Annotated in this window: 15 protein-coding genes and 1 pseudogene; 9 read left to right on the forward strand and 7 right to left on the reverse strand. The window is 39.0% G+C overall.

The window, feature by feature from the left end; all coding sequences use genetic code 11:
* Positions 1–68 precede the first annotated feature (68 nt).
* The 3 genes from ttcA (at position 69) to xthA (ending at position 3,502) form a co-directional block, all read left to right on the forward strand.
* Positions 69–1,025, forward strand: a complete 957-nt coding sequence (ttcA, locus tag DRF63_RS05380; RefSeq protein WP_005597684.1) for a tRNA 2-thiocytidine(32) synthetase TtcA — start codon at positions 69–71, stop codon at positions 1,023–1,025.
* A 206-nt stretch (positions 1,026–1,231) separates the two neighbouring features.
* Positions 1,232–2,608: a Na+/H+ antiporter family protein gene (locus tag DRF63_RS05385; protein ID WP_005597685.1), complete on the forward strand. Its 1,377-nt coding sequence runs from the start codon at positions 1,232–1,234 to the stop codon at positions 2,606–2,608.
* Positions 2,609–2,698: 90 nt separating this feature from the next.
* Entirely contained in the window at positions 2,699–3,502 is an 804-nt protein-coding gene (xthA, locus tag DRF63_RS05390) for an exodeoxyribonuclease III (RefSeq protein WP_005619715.1), read from the forward strand.
* Positions 3,503–3,565: 63 nt separating this feature from the next.
* Here xthA and ilvY read toward each other — a convergent pair whose 3' ends face one another.
* The 6 genes from ilvY to rpmE are packed head-to-tail and all read right to left on the reverse strand — an operon-like array spanning position 3,566 to position 8,781.
* Positions 3,566–4,450, reverse strand: a complete 885-nt coding sequence (ilvY, locus tag DRF63_RS05395; protein ID WP_005597688.1) for an HTH-type transcriptional activator IlvY — start codon at positions 4,448–4,450, stop codon at positions 3,566–3,568.
* Complete coding sequence (locus tag DRF63_RS05400) at positions 4,451–5,485, reverse strand: glycosyltransferase family 9 protein (protein WP_005597690.1); 1,035 nt, start codon at positions 5,483–5,485, stop codon at positions 4,451–4,453.
* Positions 5,478–6,152, reverse strand: coding sequence for a glycosyltransferase family 25 protein (locus DRF63_RS05405; protein ID WP_005597692.1), 675 nt, complete (start codon positions 6,150–6,152; stop codon positions 5,478–5,480). The genes DRF63_RS05400 and DRF63_RS05405 overlap by 8 nt, the downstream gene beginning before the upstream one ends.
* Positions 6,153–6,204: 52 nt before the next feature.
* Complete coding sequence (locus tag DRF63_RS05410; protein WP_005597694.1) at positions 6,205–7,359, reverse strand: glycosyltransferase family 4 protein; 1,155 nt, start codon at positions 7,357–7,359, stop codon at positions 6,205–6,207.
* A gap of 2 nt (positions 7,360–7,361) precedes the next feature.
* Positions 7,362–8,513, reverse strand: a complete 1,152-nt coding sequence (locus tag DRF63_RS05415; RefSeq protein ID WP_005597696.1) for a glycosyltransferase — start codon at positions 8,511–8,513, stop codon at positions 7,362–7,364.
* A gap of 55 nt (positions 8,514–8,568) precedes the next feature.
* Positions 8,569–8,781, reverse strand: a complete 213-nt coding sequence (gene rpmE / locus DRF63_RS05420) for a 50S ribosomal protein L31 (RefSeq protein WP_005597698.1) — start codon at positions 8,779–8,781, stop codon at positions 8,569–8,571.
* A gap of 379 nt (positions 8,782–9,160) precedes the next feature.
* Between rpmE and tkt the strand changes: the two genes are divergently transcribed.
* Positions 9,161–11,167 carry a transketolase gene (gene tkt, locus DRF63_RS05425; RefSeq protein WP_005597700.1) on the forward strand — a complete coding sequence of 669 codons (2,007 nt, stop codon included), beginning with the start codon at positions 9,161–9,163 and terminating at the stop codon, positions 11,165–11,167.
* 133 nt (positions 11,168–11,300) lie between these two features.
* Here tkt and htpG read toward each other — a convergent pair whose 3' ends face one another.
* Positions 11,301–13,178: a molecular chaperone HtpG gene (htpG, locus tag DRF63_RS05430; RefSeq protein WP_005597702.1), complete on the reverse strand. Its 1,878-nt coding sequence runs from the start codon at positions 13,176–13,178 to the stop codon at positions 11,301–11,303.
* 228 nt (positions 13,179–13,406) lie between these two features.
* On the opposite strand from htpG, the gene DRF63_RS05435 reads away from it, so the two are divergent.
* The 5 genes and pseudogenes from DRF63_RS05435 (at position 13,407) to nrdA (ending at position 19,313) form a co-directional block, all read left to right on the forward strand.
* Complete coding sequence (locus DRF63_RS05435) at positions 13,407–14,933, forward strand: catalase (protein WP_043991834.1); 1,527 nt, start codon at positions 13,407–13,409, stop codon at positions 14,931–14,933.
* A gap of 166 nt (positions 14,934–15,099) precedes the next feature.
* Positions 15,100–15,279 carry a helix-turn-helix domain-containing protein gene (locus tag DRF63_RS11275; protein ID WP_005597706.1) on the forward strand — a complete coding sequence of 60 codons (180 nt, stop codon included), beginning with the start codon at positions 15,100–15,102 and terminating at the stop codon, positions 15,277–15,279.
* Positions 15,269–15,637: pseudogene (locus DRF63_RS05440) on the forward strand (transposase); the annotation flags it as partial. The gene DRF63_RS11275 and the pseudogene DRF63_RS05440, both read left to right, overlap by 11 nt.
* Before the next feature lie 112 nt (positions 15,638–15,749).
* Entirely contained in the window at positions 15,750–16,829 is a 1,080-nt protein-coding gene (locus DRF63_RS05445; RefSeq protein WP_005608205.1) for a metallophosphoesterase, read from the forward strand.
* A 213-nt stretch (positions 16,830–17,042) separates the two neighbouring features.
* Positions 17,043–19,313: a class 1a ribonucleoside-diphosphate reductase subunit alpha gene (gene nrdA, locus DRF63_RS05450; RefSeq protein ID WP_005597712.1), complete on the forward strand. Its 2,271-nt coding sequence runs from the start codon at positions 17,043–17,045 to the stop codon at positions 19,311–19,313.
* The last annotated feature ends 135 nt before the right edge of the window (positions 19,314–19,448 follow it).

The following is a 19,448-nucleotide window of genomic DNA, read 5'->3' on the forward strand; positions in this document are numbered from 1 at the left end:
TTTAGTATGACGGACTTCATTTTTTATCTCATATACCGAACCGAACATTTATTTAAAAATTCACGATTATGAATCAAGATACTCAATCAGCGAATACTCAACAAGAAAAAAAGATTGCCTATAATTTCAACAAATTACAAAAACGTTTACGCCGTAATGTCGGTAATGCGATTGCCGATTTCAATATGATTGAAGACGGTGACAAAGTAATGGTGTGTTTATCCGGCGGTAAAGACAGCTATACATTATTAGATATTCTGCTCAACCTCAAACTGAGTGCACCGATTCACTTCGATATCGTGGCGGTAAATTTAGACCAAAAACAACCGGGCTTTCCGGAACACATTTTGCCTGAATATCTGGAATCTATCGGCGTTGAATACAAAATTGTCGAAGAAAATACCTACGGCATCGTAAAAGAGAAAATTCCGGAAGGGAAAACCACTTGCTCGCTTTGCTCGCGTTTACGTCGCGGCATTTTATACCGCACCGCTACCGAACTCGGTGCAACAAAAATTGCGCTTGGCCACCACCGTGACGATATGTTGGAAACGTTATTCTTAAATATGTTTTACGGCGGTAAATTAAAATCTATGCCGCCTAAATTGATTTCCGATGATGGCAAACAAATCGTGATTCGTCCGTTGGCTTATTGTAAAGAAAAAGATATCGAAAAATATTCGCAGGCAAAACAATTCCCGATTATTCCGTGTAACTTATGCGGTTCTCAGCCGAATCTACAGCGCCAAGTGGTTAAAGAAATGCTCCAGACATGGGATCGCCAATATCCGGGACGAATCGAAACGATGTTTAGCGCAATGCAAAACATTACGCTTTCACATCTTTGTGATCCGAGTCTGTTCGATTTTAAAGGATTAAAACTCGGTCAGGTATTGGACGGCGTGGAAGGCGATATTGCTTTCGATAAAGCGGAAATCCCAAATCAACCGTTAATTCAAGATGAAGACGAACAAACCACCGACTACGGCGAAAACGGTATGATTCAATTTAAACAGGTTCAATAATCCTAAAGAGCAAACTTTTAAGTTTGCTCTTTTTTCTATAACTTGTAGCTGAAACATAAAATCTTCAGTAAAAAAGCTAAAACGACAAGATTTATAGCGATGAGTTCCATTATTTTCTTTATTCTATAAAAAAATGCTCGACAACTCCGTTTTTTACGTTACATTAAACTCTTATTTAATTTGTTATTACAAAAAGGGAAAACACAATGTTATCTAACGAAGTTGTTATCTCAATTATCGTATTACTTGCCCTGAGTTTACTCAGAATTAATGTGGTAATTGCGCTAATTATTGCAGCATTGACCTGTGGCGTAATCGGCTTCTACGGGGTTGATGATATGAGCATGTTCGATGCTCTGACAAAAACGATCGAAAAATTTACCGGCGGTTTAGGCGGTGGTGCGGAAACCGCAATGAACTACGCCGTACTCGGCGCATTTGCCGTAGCCTTATCTAAATCGGGTGTTACCGATTTATTGGCATATAAAGTTATTTCTTCATTCGGGAAACGCCCTTCCGGTCGTTCGGTGTTTTGGTTTAAATATCTTGTACTCTTCGTATTAACCGCATTTGCGATTTCATCACAAAACCTTATTCCGATTCATATCGCCTTTATTCCGATTGTGGTTCCGCCGTTATTAAGCGTGATGAATCAGCTAAAAATCGACCGCCGAGCGGTAGCTTGTGCTTTAACATTCGGTTTAACCGCTACTTATATGTTAATCCCTGCCGGTTTCGGACAAATCTTTATTGAAAGTATCTTAGTTAAAAATATTAACCAAGCGGGACAGCCTTTTAATCTTGTCGCAACCACGGCGGAAATGACTAAAGCGATGGCGGTACCGGTTGCCGGTATGATTTTAGGTTTACTATTCGCTTTCTTCGTTTCCTATCGTAAACCGAGAACTTACGTAGAAAACGTAAAAGAAGCGACCGCCGATGAAATTGCCGCACGTGTCGCAAAAGTTAAACCGTTTCATATCGGTGTAAGCATTATCGCAATCCTTGCGACATGTTCCGTGCAATTGACAACCAATTCCACCGTTATCGGCGGTTTAGCCGGCTTAATTATTTTCGCTTTAGGCGGCGTATTCAAATTAAAACAAACTAACGATTTATTCCAAGACGGCTTACGTTTAATGGCGATGATTGGCTTCGTAATGATTGCCGCATCGGGTTTTGCCAGCGTAGTAAATGCAACCGGCGGCGTGCCGGAATTGGTTGAAGCCTTACGCGATTCGATTCAAACGAAAGAAATGGCTGCGTTATTGATGTTAATTGTCGGCTTATTTATTACAATGGGTATCGGTTCATCATTCTCAACCGTGCCGATTATTACCTCTATTTATGTACCGCTATGTGTATCATTCGGTTTCTCTCCGTTAGCAACGATGGCTATCGTGGGTGTAGCAGCCGCTTTAGGTGACGCGGGTTCTCCGGCATCCGACTCAACATTAGGTCCGACATCCGGTTTAAATGCCGACGGTAAACACGACCATATTTGGGATTCTGTCGTACCGACATTCTTACACTTTAATATTCCGTTATTAGTGTTCGGTTGGATTGCGGCAATGATGCTTTAGTCTTTTTGCTTATACCACGGATAATGCAAATTTTTTCGGAAATATAACCGCTTGTTTGCTTTATCCGTGGTTTCTATTTGGATTTTACGTATGAAATTTATTTCTTTTAATATTAACGGCTTACGCGCTCGCCCTCATCAATTGGAAGCGATTATTGAAAAACATCAACCGGATGTACTCGGCTTACAAGAAATCAAAGTCGCTGATGAAGATTTCCCTTGGGACTTAGTCAATCATTTAGGCTACCACGTGTTTCATCACGGTCAAAAAGGGCATTACGGCGTGGCGCTTTTAACCAAAAAAGAACCGCTTGCCGTGCGTAAGGGCTTTCCGACCGATAATGCCGATGCGCAAAAACGTATGATTATGGCGGATATTGAAACGGAATTCGGCGTGCTGACCGTGTTAAACGGTTATTTCCCACAAGGTGAAAATCGCTCGCACGAAACCAAATTTCCGGCAAAAGAAAAATTTTATGCGGATTTACAACATTACTTAGAAAGCGAACTGTCGCCGGAAAATCCGATTGTGATTATGGGCGATATGAATATCAGTCCGACCGATTTAGATATCGGTATCGGTGAGCCGAATCGCAAACGTTGGCTACGTGACGGTAAATGTTCATTCCTACCGGAAGAACGTGAATGGTTAGATCGTTTATATAGTTACGGTTTAATCGATACATTCCGTGCGATGAACCCGCAAGCTAATGATAAATTCTCGTGGTTTGATTACCGTTCGAAAGGATTTGATGATAATCGAGGACTACGTATTGATTTGGTACTCGCTTCAAAAGGATTAGCGGAACGTTGTGTAGAAACCGGCATTGATCTTGAAATTCGCGCAATGGAAAAACCGTCGGATCATTCTCCGGTTTGGGCGGTATTCAAATAGCAAACAAGCGGTCAAATTTAGCAAAAAATTTACAAAAAATTCTTTAAATTTGACCGCTTGTCTTTAATCTTTCGGCAACAATTCCCAAAATGCCTTAATAATCGGTTCTTGTAGCCTCTTTTCTTGTACACAAATCCCCAATTCAAACGGCGATATAGGATCCGCTAATTTCAAATAAGAAACTTGATTATTCATCGGACTATGCTTAATCACGACATCAGGTAACAATGCTACTCCGAATCCTAAAGCAACCATCGGTACAATCGCTTCGTGTCCGGCAACCGTAGCATAAATTTTAGGTTCTCTAATCTTCAGCTCTTTAAACCAGCGATCAATTCGCTTTCGTACCGGACCGTCCACCGGCAAAATAAAAGGAATATTCTGCCAATCAATCGGTTGTTGCTGTAAATATTGTGTTGCAACACAAGCTACTCGAGGTGCAATAATCGAAAGATGAATATCATCAATATAATGAAACACAATGCTATTCGGCAGATGTTCCGGTTTGCCGGTTAAAGAAATATCCGCTTCGAAAGAATGTACCGTATGCACCGCTTGCGCCGGATCGCCGGTGCTTAGTTTTATCTCCACTTTCGGGTGAGCCTGACGAAACTGTTCCAGAATTTGCGGTAAATGACTATACGCAGCCGTTACCGAACAGAAGACTTTCAATTCGCCTTCCAGCTGACCTTGCACCGGCGACAACTGCTGTTGTAATTGTTGCCAATCAGACCAACTTTGTTTTGCAAAAAGTAAAAATTTTTCGCCAGCTTCCGTTAAGCGAACTTGTCGGTTATCTCGGATAAACAACGGCTGCCCCAGCTCTTGTTCAATTCGCTGAATATGGCGTGTAAGTGTCGAAGCACTCATATAATTATTTTCAGCCGAACGAATAAAGCTGTGCGTTTGAGTAATATCTAAAAACAGTTTAAGGGATTGGAATTCCATTTAGTTTAACCATTCCGGTTGTATCCGATTAAAATCAAGATCATTCACACTCTGCTTAAAGCGTAGAATATGGGTTTCCGCCTTATTATTCGGATGCCAGTGAATAAAATTCTGTTCATCCGAGCTATAAAAACCAATAATTTTCTTAGATAAGCCGGAGGCAATATGCACTGTTGAAGTATCCGGCGAAATTAATACATCCGAATGACGAATAAGCTCAATCGTATCAAATACGGTTTGCGTATTTTCGTATACAAAGACATTCTCAAACCGACTAGCGATTTGCTTTAACTTTGGTGTAACCTCCGGAAATGTGAGTAATAGAATAGGCTTCACACTTATCTTATTTAAATATGTGAGTAACTCCGTTACTTTCTCGTCGCAAAAACGTCGCGCCGATCCTGCTCCAAATAAATTTAGGGCAATAAAGTGTCTAATCCGGTTTTCCGATAAATAGTTTTTTATCGCTCTCGCACTGTTTTCATCTTTCGGCACATCATATTGCGTATCAATATCTGTAAAACCGGCAAGCTCTAGTGCCTGTTTATATATTTGAGCGAAATGTTGTCGTTCATTCTGTACGCTCGCAGTAAAAATCTTATAGTCCAATTTGTCATATCCGATATAAGCTTTCGCATTAATCGTACGTAAGAAAAGTAAATCTCGATTACGTAGCGTTACAGTCGGGTCAATAACGACATCATATTGTTCTTTTGCCAGTTGCTTACCGCAAGCTAAATAATCACCAATATTTTTGGTGCGTACAAAATACAATTGGTCAATATAAGGGCTATGCTCAAATAAATAAGCATTATTACGAGAGCAAACCACCCCGATATGCGTTGTCGGAGATTGTTTTTTTATCTCCCGAAACACAAATGAACTGACGATGTAATCCCCTATTTTCCCATCTTGGCGAAGGAATAAGATTTTTTTGGGTAAACCGTTTAAAGCACTCTCTATTTTCTTTTTATCTAGAAAAAATTTCCCGAAAATTAACCTAAAGTATCTTAATTTATCTTTTAATTTACTCATAACGATTTTCAATTTGATCTATTTCTGATAATTCTCCACCAAAAACGCAAGGAGGTTCAATACCATAAGCATTAATACCTGTTAATTGAAGTAAGCCCGTTAAAAAATCAGAAGGCATTCTAATAGGATATGCGTATTTCAATAATTTTTTCGCTCCTGTTAGAGTAATAAAATATCCTGTAGTGCGAATAATACTACGTTTTGAGTTCTTAGATGGTATACGATATCTAGCCAATCGGTATCGTTCAGGTAAGTTTCGCATAAATGGCCATACTTTAGCTTTACCATGATCAAGAAATATAATTTCTTTTCTGCTAGGTACTTTCTTTAATGCCTCATTTATAATACTTTCAAAATAAAGTGAAACAATAGCATCATCTTCTAAAATAATAGCTTGTTCTATATTATTCTCAACCATGTACTCATAAACTTTAATATGACTTAAAGCGCAACCTATTTCACCTAATGTTAATGGTTTTCTTGCATCAAATTTTTTAGGATAAAATTCAAAGTCAATTTTTTGTAGTTCTTCATCTGTCAAATCTTTTCCATAAAAGGCATCAAAAAACTCAAATGATAAGCCTAAGCTAGTCAATCGTTGAGATATTATCGCTCTCCGACTTGAATTTTTTAAACTTATAATCAATATAGGAGGAAAAATTTTCATATAGGACTATCCATTTTTTATCATAAGACTACTAATTATATATTGCCTAATTTTATGAATGACAACATACATGTTCTAATATTTTCATAATATCTCGATCAAATCGTTCATAATTATGCACTTCTTTAACATATTCAATCGCTTTTTCCGCAAGCATTTGACGACGATTATCATCTTCAATTAAACTTTTTACTGCATCTACGTAAAGATCTACCTTGTCAAACCCATTACCTAAAACTTGACCAACATATATACCAAACTTTTCTGTCACATTTTCTGGATTTTGATTACTTACAAGAAGAGTACCATAAGAAAGAGCTTCCAAAAAAGAAATTGGTAGAGCTTCATGGATAGATGTATTAATTAATATTTTTGCATCTTTTAAATATTCTTCTTTTTCTTTTCCATCAACATGACCAGAAAAATATAAATTTGGAATATTATTATATTTTTCCATGATTTCAGAATTTCTTTCTGCATCAAAAAATGATTGACCTAACATATAAAATTCATATTCTGGACATTTTTTAGCAATCTCACAAAATAACCACCCTCTTTTTACTGATTCAATTCTACCGAGGAATATTATTTTATTTTTCTTAGGATAAGTTTTAATATCATATTTATAATCAATAGTTATTGGATTAGGTAAATACGTAATTTCCACATTATTATCCAAATTATAAAGACTTTTAGCTTTATCATTTAAAAAATAACCTTGACTAATAAATATTACTCTATTCTGTTTATATAAACTATGAATGTGGTCATATAAATTTTGATCATAATAATTAGGTTCAGGAAATAGCTCTACAGTTTCAATTTCTTCCCAATCACTTTTAGGTCTTGGATCTTGAATCCAAAAAATTAGCTTCTTAGAAAGATCGGGCTCATAAATTAAAGGAAGATCAAAGGTTACTTCAATACTTAAATAAACATCATAATTTTGCTGTTTTAACCAATATTTAGCAAAAAATGGTCTTTTCGGAATTTCATAAACATTTACGCCATCTACAATATGCTTTCTAGCTAATAAACCAAAATTTCTAGAAGTTGTTTTTAAAAGCACATCTATTTGAATATTCTCATTTTGCAAATGATTTGCGACTAAACGACGAGCTAGAAATCCATAACCACCATAACCAGTACCTACAGCACCAAAATATTCATTAACTAGTAGTGCAACTTTAATCTTTTTCTTCGACATATTCACTCCTTACTCACTTCAAATAACATATTTATTAATTGTTTTCTAATATTTTCTTCTGAAAATTTTAGTAAATGTTTAGCTATATTATTCTTATATTGTGAAATAACTTGATCGTTATTATGTATGCCAAATACACTATCAATAAATTTTTTATTATCATTTAATGGGATCAATACGCCACATTCTCCATCATTCAAAATTTCTCTTGGTCCTGTCGGACAATCCATAGATACTACGGGAACATTCAAAACCATACTTTCTAACAATACAGTTGGAAGTCCTTCTCTTTTTGAAGTATGTAAGAACAATTTAGCATTTTTCATATATGGATAAGGATTTTTAATCTCTCCTAATAAAAAACAACGTTCTTCAAGATGAAGAATTTCTATTTTTGCTTGTAATTTTTTTAAACATGACCCATTACCTATAATAATTAAATTCTGAGGTATTCCTTTTTTAACTAACTCATAAAATATATCAATCATGACTTCATGATTTTTAATCTCTTCTAATCTAGCAACTTGAATAAAATACTCTCCTTTAACTTTAGGTATTGAATCATTAGCTAATGATAATACATTATCAAAATTAATAGGATTATATAAAACAATAATTTTATTTCTTAATGATTCAATATGAGATATTTCTTCCTTCATATCTTCACATATTGAAATAATCCTATCATATCTTCTAAGGTAGGATATTTCTTTTTTTAGTTCTTTTTTATCCAAACATCTTAGAGACAAATGTTGCCATCTTATTTTTGGTTTATTATCTTTAAAATTAATATAAGGATCGAAATGATTACTAAAATTTATAATTACATCATACTCTTTTATTATACTATTTAGTTTATTTCTACATTCTATTTTCCATTTGAAATTTAATAGCTTATATTTCAATCTATTTAAAATATTGTTTTTTCTGGATAAATACAAACTATTTCTATATTCAGAATGTTTTTTATCAACTAAATAAGTTACCTTTATGCTTTCAGGAATATCTTTTCTGAAAATATTTTCTTCAGTTTCAAATGCTAGAACAACTTCAATTTCTAAATCACTTTCATTTTTTAATAAATTTAAGTAATTAATTAGAATACGTTCAACCCCACCCATTACTAAAGATTTATGTAAAAATACAATTTTCATATTTATAGTCTATAAAAAACCCCGCAAATGCGGGGTTTTAGCAATAATTCGGAAATTATTTTGTGCTTGGGATTGAGAAACGTTTGTTGAAACGTTCTACACGACCACCGGTATCAACAACACGTTGTTTACCAGTATAGAATGGGTGGCAGTTGCCGCACACATCAAGATTTAAGTTTTTACCCACTGTTGAGCGAGTTTTAATTACGTTACCGCATGAACATGTTGCAGTAATTTCTGTATATTCTGGGTGAATACCTTGTTTCATTGGAAAACCTCTAATGAAGCCATATCGCCACTTATCTTGTTATACTTTCGTATATCCGCTGATAAGTACCATATGTGAATAAATAATATGCCGAGCAGTTACTCGACGCCAAAAAAGAGTGCGTATTCTACGGCATTTGGCAACAAAGATCAATAATTAATCTATGCCGTTCATATTATTTTCCACAAAATATCCACACCACTTTTATTTAATCAAAAACAATCATTTAACATCAAAGTTTTCTCATCTTTTTTGTGAAGAAGATCACAATTTTTACTCGAGATTTTTTGAGTATTACTTCAAAAATAGTGTAGAATCCATTTATCAACTAATCTAGTTTATTAGAGTATTTGTCATTTTCTTGTCTAGGAGTAAACACATGGCAGAACGTAAAGTATTAGCGAATGCAATTCGCTTTCTAAGTATGGATGCGGTACAAAAAGCTAATTCCGGTCACCCGGGTGCCCCAATGGGTATGGCGGATATCGCAGAGGTATTATGGCGCGACTTTTTAAAACATAACCCAACCAATCCTAAGTGGGCTGATCGCGACCGTTTCGCACTTTCAAACGGCCATGGTTCAATGTTAATTTATAGCTTATTACACTTAACGGGCTATGATCTTTCAATTGAAGATTTAAAACAATTCCGTCAATTACATTCTAAAACACCGGGTCACCCTGAATACGGTTATGCTCCGGGTGTTGAAACTACGACCGGTCCGTTAGGTCAAGGTATCACTAATGCGGTCGGTATGGCGATTGCGGAAAAAACCTTAGCCGCACAGTTTAACCGTGAAGGTCATAAAATCGTTGATCACTATACCTATGCGTTTTTAGGTGACGGTTGTTTAATGGAAGGTATCTCACATGAAGCATGCTCATTAGCGGGTACTTTAGGCTTAGGCAAATTAATCGCTTTCTATGACGATAATAATATTTCAATCGACGGTCATGTGGACGGCTGGTTCTCTGATGATACCGCACAACGTTTTGAAGCATACGGTTGGCAAGTGATCCGTAATGTGGACGGTCATGATGCGGAACAAATCAAATTTGCGATTGAAAATGCAAAAGCGGAAACCGAACGTCCGACTTTAATTATCTGTAAAACCATCATCGGTTACGGTTCTCCGAACAAATCGGCATCGCACGACTGCCACGGTGCGCCGTTAGGTAACGATGAAATCGCATTAACTCGCCAAGCACTTAACTGGGAATATGCGCCGTTTGAAATTCCGGCTGAAATCTATGCGGATTGGGACGCAAAAGCCAAAGGCGCGGTAGTAGAGAAAGAATGGAACGCTAAATTTGCAGCTTATGAAGCGGCATACCCTGAATTAGCGACGGAATTCAAACGCCGTATGGCAGGCGATTTACCGGCAAACTGGGAAGCGGAAAGCAAAGCGTTTATCGAAAAATTACAAGCAAATCCGGCAGCAATCGCAAGCCGTAAAGCATCACAAAATGCGATTGAAGCCTATGCGCATATCTTACCGGAATTCTTAGGCGGTTCCGCAGACTTAGCAAGTTCTAACTTAACGTTATGGTCCGGTTCAAAACCAATCCGTGCGGATCACAATGTGGACGGTAACTACATCAACTACGGTGTTCGTGAATTCGGTATGTCTGCAATTATGAACGGTATTGCATTACACGGTGGCTTTATTCCTTACGGTGCGACATTCTTAATGTTCTATGAATACGCTCACAATGCGGTGCGCATGGCGGCATTAATGAAACAACGTTCATTATTCGTTTATACGCACGATTCTATCGGTTTAGGCGAAGACGGCCCGACTCACCAACCGGTAGAACAAACTGCCTCATTACGCTTTATTCCGAACTTAGAAACATGGCGTCCGGCAGACCAAGTGGAATCGGCTGTAGCGTGGAAAGCGGCGGTTGAACGTAAAGACGGCCCAAGTGCGTTAATCTTTACTCGCCAAAACCTTGCTCAACAAACTCGTACGCCTGAACAATTAGCGAACGTTGCTCGCGGCGGTTATATCTTACGTGAATGTTGCGAAAAAGGCGGTTGTCCGGATTTAATCCTCATCGCAACCGGTTCAGAAGTGGATTTAGCGATGAAAGCGGCTGAAGTCTTAGATGCGGAAGGTACGAAAGTACGCGTTGTTTCAATGCCAAGCACAAACGTGTTTGATAAACAAGACGAAGCGTATCGTGAATCTGTGTTACCACGTTCAGTAACCAAACGTGTCGCTATCGAAGCGCAATTATCCGATTTCTGGTACAAATACGTCGGCTTTGAAGGACGTATCGTCGGTATGAATAGCTTTGGTGAATCTGCACCTGCGGATCAATTATTCAAACTGTTCGGCTTTACGGTGGAAAACGTCGTAGCGAAAGCGAAAGAAATCTTATAATTTCAATGATTAACTAAAGATAAAGGCGAGAACATTTCTCGCCTTTTTAATCTTTTGCAAAGAAATCCGCAAATTTGACCGCTTAACAAAACAAAAAAGCTATCTTTCGATAGCTTTTTTCTTCTTTTATTTGTTAGCCAAGCAATTTATTCATACGTTTGATAAATGCCGCCGGATTTTCTAGTGAACCGCGTTCTGCAAGTAATGCTTGTTCAAATAATAATTCAATCCAATCATTGAATTCCGTTTCATCGGTAAGATCTGCAATTTTCTTAACCATACGATGATCCGGATTTAGCTCAAACGTATATTTCACTTCCGGTGCTTTTTGACCCATTGCGGCAAACAGTTTTGCCATCTGTGTCGTCATTTCATCATTGTCGGTAGAAACCACTGCCGGCGTGTCGGTTAAGCGATGCGTTAATACCACTTTTTTCACACGCTCACCAAAATAGCTTTGCGCACGCTCAAGGAAAGATCCGAATTCCGCTTGTTGCGCTTTTTGGCTTTCTTCTTGTTCCTTATCGGCAAGATCGCCTAAATCCAAATCCGATTTAGTGATACTTTGCAACGGTTTGCCGTCAAATTCGGTTAAATGCCCTACTACCCATTCGTCAATACGATCAGATAATAACAGCACTTCAATGCCTTTCTTATTGAACAGTTCAAGGTGCGGGCTATTTTTCGCCGCCACATAACTATCAGCGGTTAAGAAATAAATCGCTTTCTGACCTTCTTTCATTCTGCCGATATAATCCGCCAAACTTACCGTTTGTTCGCTAGAATCAGTTTGGGTCGAAGCAAAACGGAATAATGACGCAACTTGTTGTTTATTCGCAAAATCTTCACCAACGCCTTCTTTTAACACTAAACCGAATTCGTTCCAGAAGGTTTGGTATTTAGCTTGATCGTCCTTCGCTAATTTTTCCAATAATTGCAATGCACGTTTAGTTAATGCCGCACGTAGTGAAGCAGTAACTTTATTCTCTTGTAAAATCTCACGTGAAACGTTGAGCGGCAAGTCATTCGTGTCTAATAAACCCCGCATAAAACGTAGGTAATTCGGCATAAACACTTCGGCATCGTCCATAATAAATACACGCTGTACATAAAGTTTTAAGCCGTGTTTTTGATCACGATTGAACAGATCCCATGGTGCTTTCGCCGGTACATAAAGCAAGCTGGTATAGTCTTGTTTACCCTCTACTTTATTATGCGCCCAAATGAGCGAGTCATTATAATCGTGGCTTAAATGTTTATAAAACTCTTGGTATTCCTCGTCTGAAATTTCGGTTTTTGAACGAGTCCAAAGTGCTTGCGCTTTGTTAATTTTTTCCCATTTTTGACCGCTTGCTTTGCCTTCTTCATCATATTCGGTGGTTTGGATTTCAACCGGTAAGCCGATGTGATCCGAATATTTACCGATAATTTCACGTAAACGCCATTCGCTTAAAAATTCTTTTTCTGCTTCACGCAAATGTAAAATGACATCCGTACCGCGTGTCGATTTCTCAATATCCGCTACCGTGTAATCGCCTTCACCGGCAGATTCCCAAAGTACGGCTTGTGTTTCGCCTGCTGCACGAGTTTTCACTGTCACTTTGTCCGCAACAATAAATGCCGAATAAAAACCAACCCCGAATTGACCAATTAATTGACTGTCTTTCGCTTGATCCGTACCTAACGAATTTAGAAACTCTTTAGTGCCTGATTTAGCTATCGTGCCTAAGTGATCGATCACTTGCTCACGATTCATACCGATACCATTATCGCTGATCGTCAATGTGCCTAAAGTTTCATCAAAGCTCACTCGTACTCGTAATTCGCCGTCACCTTCATATAACGCAGGATTGGAAAGCGCTTTAAAACGCAGTTTATCCGCCGCATCAGACGCATTGGAGATTAATTCACGTAAGAAAATTTCTTTATTTGAATAAAGTGAATGGATCATTAACTGAAGTAATTGCTTAACTTCCGATTGAAAGCCTCTTGTTTCTTGATTGGTACTCATTTTATCCCTCTTTAATTTACAAAAAATAAGCGGAATTCCACCGCTTTTAAACGCCTTAGTAAATGGGGAAACCTTATTTACTTTTCAAGCCAAAAAATCAAAGTTATTTCCTATTAAAAAATCTAATTTAATCGCTATATTTTATCAAATTGATAGTTTTACAAAATAAAATCTATCAATAATAATATATCCATACACAAAACCTATTAACATTCCAAGGTAATTATTATGTCTAAATGTCCATTCCATCATACATCATTAACGATGAACAACGGTGCGCCTGTTGTTGATAACCAAAACAGTTTAACTGCCGGCCCTCGCGGTCCGTTGCTTGCACAGGATTTATGGTTAAACGAGAAATTAGCCAACTTCGTGCGTGAAGTTATTCCTGAGCGCCGTATGCATGCTAAAGGTTCCGGCGCATTCGGTAAATTCACCGTGACCCATGATATTACTCAATACACTAAAGCGGCAATCTTTAGCGAAGTGGGTAAAGAAACTGAATTATTCGCACGTTTTACCACTGTAGCCGGTGAACGTGGTGCGGCAGATGCAGAACGTGATATCCGTGGCTTTGCGGTTAAATTCTATACCGAACAAGGTAACTGGGACTTAGTCGGTAACAACACACCGGTATTCTTCTTACGTGATCCACGTAAATTCCCTGACTTAAATAAAGCGGTTAAACGTGACCCACGCACAAATATGCGTAGCGCGACAAACAACTGGGACTTCTGGACGTTATTACCGGAAGCATTCCACCAAGTAACGATCGTAATGTCTGAGCGTGGTATCCCGGCTTCATACCGCCATATGCACGGTTACGGTTCACACACATATAGCTTAATCAATGCAAATAACGAACGCTTCTGGGTGAAATTCCATTTCCGTACCGAACAAGGCATTAAAAACTTAACTAATGAAGAAGCGGCGGCAATTATCGCTAACGATCGTGAATCACACCAACGCGATTTATACGAATCAATCGAAAAAGGCGATTTCCCGAAATGGAAACTTTATATTCAAGTAATGCCCGAAGCAGAAGCGGAACAAGTGGATTTTCATCCGTTCGATTTAACTAAAGTTTGGTCTAAAAAAGACTATCCATTAATCGAAGTCGGCGTAATGGAATTAAACCGCAACCCGGCAAACTTCTTTGCTGATGTTGAACAATCTGCATTTGCTCCGAGTAACTTAGTGCCGGGTATCAGCGTATCACCGGACCGTATGTTACAGGCTCGCTTATTCAACTATGCAGATGCACAACGTTACCGTTTAGGTGTAAACCACCACCAAATTCCGGTAAACGCACCTCGTTGTCCGGTTCACAGTAATGCGCGTGACGGTCAAGGTCGAGTGGACGGTAACTACGGTTCAACCTTACATTATGAGCCGAATAGCTTCGGTCAATGGCAAGAACAAGCACAATTTGCAGAACCGCCACTCAAAATTAACGGTGATGCGGCACACTGGGATTTCCGCCAAGACGATGCGGATTATTTCAGCCAACCACGTGTGTTATTCAACAATATGACTGATTCAGAAAAAGAATCGCTATTCAAGAATACTGCGGCAGGTATGGGTGATGCATTAGACTTTATTAAATATCGCCATATCCGTAACTGCTACTTCTGTGACCCTGCATACGGTGAAGGTGTAGCGAAAGCATTAGGAATGACGGTTGCCGATGCAATGGAAGCCTATAATACTGATCCGGCAATGGGTCAGCCGGGTTTAATCAAACCTAACTTCTAATCGGAAGTCACTGAATTAGCAAATGCGGCTGTTTCAAAAACCAACACGAGAAATCGTAAAATAGTCCTCCTACATAATGGCATTTGCTCTATTAAAGCCCTATCTTACGTGATCTGCCCCCCAAAAGTTGGACTAAACCTCCAACGGATTAAGGTGCAGATTTTTTATGACTAAATATAACTCGCTATTCAAACAACAAGTCATCGAGTTTTATCTTCAAAATGACAAAAACCGTTTATTCACTCAACGACATTTTCAATTATCCAAGAAAACCTTAACTCGATGGATTGCTCAATTTAATCATAACGGAATCAATGGGCTAGCGGTGATGGGTAAGAAGCCCTAACTTTGAGCAAGTGATGCGGATGCTAAAGCAAGCGGTCGCAAAACTGCCTAAGGACGCTAAACCGATTTTACATTCCGACCAAGGCTGGCAATACCAGATGGCAGACTATCAAGAAATGCTGAGAAAACATCATATTAAACAAAGTATGTCGAGAAAAGCGAATTGCTTGGATAATGGGGCAATGGAAAGTTTCTTTGGGCGATTGAAAACGGAATGTTACTTTGGTAAGCGATTTGAAACTTTCGAACAACTTGAGAAAGTGATTCACGAGTACATTTATTATTACAACAATGAGCGTATTCAAGTGAAATTAAAAGGACTGAGCCCTGTACAATACAGAACTCAGTCCTTAAATTAAACAGTCCAACTTTTGGGGTGCAGATCACTTCACGATAGGGCTTTTCTTTTGTCTGAATAACCAATCTAAGCTACAATCACTTTTCATTTTATTGCTCACATAAGGAAAGCCGTTGGAATATCGTTATTACATTACTACAAGTATTGCCGTTCTTGTTTTACAATGCCTTGTTTTCAACTTTTCTCGTACTGTAGGTTGGTTATTCAACTTATCCGCCAAGTCACGCAAGATCGTGACATTTATTAGCTATTTAGCTGCAAACAGCTTAGCGATTCTTACCGTTACTCGCACGTTTAACGGCTTTAGAATCACCGCGCTAATGCTCGCTTTACTGCTGTTTGCATTATTCGTTAGCCTTGCTTGTGCGGCAATTTACCGCCTATTTAAAAGCAAACAAGCGGTCAATTTTGCCTTAAAAGTTGCCTATCCTTTTGCCTTTTTCGGCATTGTAGGGCTTGCCTTATATAACGCTTATACGCCGAAAGTGGTGCATTATTCCGTGCAATTGGATAAACCGCTAGCTCAACCGCTACGTATTGGGGTAGCAAGTGATCTGCACTTAGGACAATGGTTCGGTGCAAAACAATTAGATAGATTAGCGGAGATCTTTAATCAGCAAAACGTCGATCTGATTTTGTTACCCGGCGATATTATGGACGACAATACCGATGCTTATCTAGCCGAAAATATGCAACCGCATTTTGCTAAACTCAAAGCGCCTTTAGGGGTTTACGCCACATTGGGTAATCACGATTTCTTCGGCAAGCAGATGGCAATTGCCGGCGAAATTGAAAAAGCCGGCATTCAAGTATTATGGGATCAAGCGATCGAAATTAACGGAAAATTTACCGTTATCGGACGTAATGACGACTTAGTAAAAAATCGACCGAGCGCCGCCCAATTATTAACGGCGGTCAATTCGGATTTACCGGTGTTTTTACTTGACCATCGTCCGACACAAATCGAACAACATTCGCAATTACCGATTGATTTACAGGTGTCCGGACACACGCATAAAGGGCAAATTTTTCCGGCAAATTTAATGACTAACGTGATTTATCGACTGCACTACGGCTATGAAAAAATCGGCTTAGGACATTATTTTGTTACCTCCGGTTATGGCTTCTGGGGCATACCGATGCGACTTGGTACCCAATCGGAAGTCTTGATTATCGACGTGAAAGGAAAATAATCTTAATTTTTAATCTAACCCTTGAATCTATTTTCAGGGGTTTATTTTTTACATTTCTCGAATCTCCCTATCTTCAATCACTTACCTTTTGTCAATATCCCTTTACAAAACTTTCCGCTTGCACCTATTTCTACAAAACAATATCTTGTATATAAACATTTAAAAACCACAAGATATAGTGGTCAAATAATAAGATAAAAGGAGACATATTTTATGCAAAAAACATTGATGGTAACCAAACGCAATGGTAAGCAAGAGCCGTTTGATTTGGATAAAATTCATCGCGTCATCACTTGGGCGGCCGAAGGTTTACATAATGTATCGGTATCACAAGTGGAACTGAGCGCACATATTCAGTTTTATCAAGGTATTCGTACCGCCGATATTCACGAAACCATTATCAAAGCCGCCGCCGATTTAATCAGTACCGAAACGCCGGATTATCAATATCTTGCCGCACGTTTAGCCGTGTTCCATCTGCGTAAAAAAGCCTATGGAGACTTCACCCCACCTCATTTATTCACTCATATTAAAAAGCTAGTGGCACTCGGTAAATACGATAAAGCGCTTTTAACCGACTATAATGAACAAGAATGGCAACTCATGAATGAATTTCTTGTACACAGCCGAGATATGGATTTCTCTTATGCGGCGGTCAAACAGCTCGAAGGAAAATATTTAGTCCAAAACCGAGTGACCGGAGAGATCTATGAGTCGGCACAATTCTTATATCTTTTAGTATCGGCCTGTTTATTTTCTCAATATCCGAAAGCCACTCGTTTAGATTATGTAAAACGCTTTTACGATGCGACTTCAACCTTCAAAATTTCATTGCCGACCCCGATTATGGCGGGGGTAAGAACACCGACTCGTCAGTTTAGTTCTTGCGTATTGATCGAATGCGGCGATAGTTTGGATTCAATCAATGCCACTTCCGCTGCAATTATTAAATACGTGTCGCAACGAGCGGGAATCGGCATTAACGCCGGTGCAATCCGAGCCTTGGGTAGCCCGATTCGTCAAGGCGAAGCCTTCCACACCGGTTGCATTCCGTTCTATAAACATTTCCAAACGGCAGTGAAATCTTGCTCGCAAGGCGGTGTACGTGGCGGTGCCGCAACGGTTTTCTACCCGCTATGGCACTTGGAAGCGGAAAGTTTATTGGTATTAAAAAACAATCGAGGTGTAGAAGACAACCGCTGCCGTCATATGGACTACGGTGTACAGCTTAATAAGCTGATGTATCAACGCTTAATTAAGGGTGGAGAGATCACTTTATTCAGCCCGTCTGATGTGCCCGGTCTGTATGAAGACTTTTTTGCCGATCAGGAAAAATTTGAACAGCTTTATCTGCAATATGAACAAGACCCGAGCATTCGTAAACGTAGTGTGAAAGCAGTTGAATTGTTTTCATTGCTCATGCAAGAACGTGCCTCAACCGGTCGTATTTATATTCAGAATGTCGATCACTGCAATACGCACTCGCCGTTTAATCCGCAAGTCGCACCGATTAAACAATCCAATTTATGTTTAGAAATCGCATTGCCGACCAAACCGCTAAACGATATTAATGATGAAAACGGAGAAATTGCCCTCTGCACGCTTTCTGCGTTTAACTTAGGCACTTTGCAAAATTTAGATGAATTTGAACCGCTTGCCGACTTAGTCGTACGCGCGCTAGATGCCTTATTAGATTATCAAGATTATCCGGTGAAAGCGGCAAAACACGCCGCATTAGCTCGCCGTTCGCTTGGCATCGGGGTAATCAACTACGCTTATTACTTAGCGAAAAACGGCGTGCGTTATTCGGACGGTTCCGCCAATGCGCTTACGCACAGAACTTTTGAAGCGATGCAATATTATTTACTGAAAGCCTCGCTCAATTTAGCCAAAGAACAAGGTGCGTGTAAGTTATTCGATGAGACGAGCTATGCTCAAGGTATTCTGCCGATTGATAGCTATAAAAAAGAATTGGATAACCTGACAACAGAACCGCTACATTATGATTGGGAAAATTTGCGTGCGGAGATTAAACAATTCGGCTTACGTAACTCAACGTTAAGCTCATTAATGCCGTCAGAAACTTCCTCGCAAATTTCTAATGCAACCAACGGGATTGAGCCGCCTCGTGGCTACGTGAGTATCAAAGCCTCAAAAGACGGTATCTTAAAACAAGTTGTGCCGGAATATGAAAAGCTCCGTTCACAATACGAGTTATTGTGGGATATCCCGGATATGAGCGGTTACTTACAGCTGGTCGGTATTATGCAGAAATTCATTGATCAGGCGATTTCGGCAAATACCAATTATGACCCGCAAAAATTTGAAGACGGAAAAGTACCGATGAAACGCTTACTTGCCGATTTATTGACCGCTTATAAATACGGACTAAAAACGCTCTATTACCAAAATACCAGAGACGGAGCGGAAGACGCCCAAGAGGACTTAAATGACGGTTGTGCCGGCGGTGCTTGCAAAATTTAGTGTCTAGACCGAATGTAAATAACCACGGAATACACTAAAAACACAGAAATAATCGGAGAATTTTAACAGCCACAGCGTGGCTCACTCAATCGAAGGCTGATGATCATAACCACGTACGGCTTGTCGTGCGTGGGC

Source organism: Actinobacillus pleuropneumoniae, assembly GCF_003290385.1.
GTDB lineage: Bacteria > Pseudomonadota > Gammaproteobacteria > Enterobacterales > Pasteurellaceae > Actinobacillus > Actinobacillus lignieresii.

What these genes read in the sequence shown, in the direction of transcription:
- DRF63_RS05415 (WP_005597696.1), bottom strand. Translation starts at nt 8,513, where the DNA reads ATGAAAATTGTATTTTTACATAAATCTTTAGTAATGGGTGGGGTTGAA.
- nrdA (WP_005597712.1), top strand. Translation starts at nt 17,043, where the DNA reads ATGCAAAAAACATTGATGGTAACCAAACGCAATGGTAAGCAAGAGCCG.
- xthA (WP_005619715.1), top strand. Translation starts at nt 2,699, where the DNA reads ATGAAATTTATTTCTTTTAATATTAACGGCTTACGCGCTCGCCCTCAT.
- htpG (WP_005597702.1), bottom strand. Translation starts at nt 13,178, where the DNA reads ATGAGTACCAATCAAGAAACAAGAGGCTTTCAATCGGAAGTTAAGCAA.
- DRF63_RS05435 (WP_043991834.1), top strand. Translation starts at nt 13,407, where the DNA reads ATGTCTAAATGTCCATTCCATCATACATCATTAACGATGAACAACGGT.
- DRF63_RS05410 (WP_005597694.1), bottom strand. Translation starts at nt 7,359, where the DNA reads ATGTCGAAGAAAAAGATTAAAGTTGCACTACTAGTTAATGAATATTTT.
- ilvY (WP_005597688.1), bottom strand. Translation starts at nt 4,450, where the DNA reads ATGGAATTCCAATCCCTTAAACTGTTTTTAGATATTACTCAAACGCAC.
- DRF63_RS05400 (WP_005597690.1), bottom strand. Translation starts at nt 5,485, where the DNA reads ATGAGTAAATTAAAAGATAAATTAAGATACTTTAGGTTAATTTTCGGG.
- rpmE (WP_005597698.1), bottom strand. Translation starts at nt 8,781, where the DNA reads ATGAAACAAGGTATTCACCCAGAATATACAGAAATTACTGCAACATGT.
- DRF63_RS05385 (WP_005597685.1), top strand. Translation starts at nt 1,232, where the DNA reads ATGTTATCTAACGAAGTTGTTATCTCAATTATCGTATTACTTGCCCTG.
- tkt (WP_005597700.1), top strand. Translation starts at nt 9,161, where the DNA reads ATGGCAGAACGTAAAGTATTAGCGAATGCAATTCGCTTTCTAAGTATG.
- DRF63_RS05405 (WP_005597692.1), bottom strand. Translation starts at nt 6,152, where the DNA reads ATGAAAATTTTTCCTCCTATATTGATTATAAGTTTAAAAAATTCAAGT.
- ttcA (WP_005597684.1), top strand. Translation starts at nt 69, where the DNA reads ATGAATCAAGATACTCAATCAGCGAATACTCAACAAGAAAAAAAGATT.
- DRF63_RS11275 (WP_005597706.1), top strand. Translation starts at nt 15,100, where the DNA reads ATGACTAAATATAACTCGCTATTCAAACAACAAGTCATCGAGTTTTAT.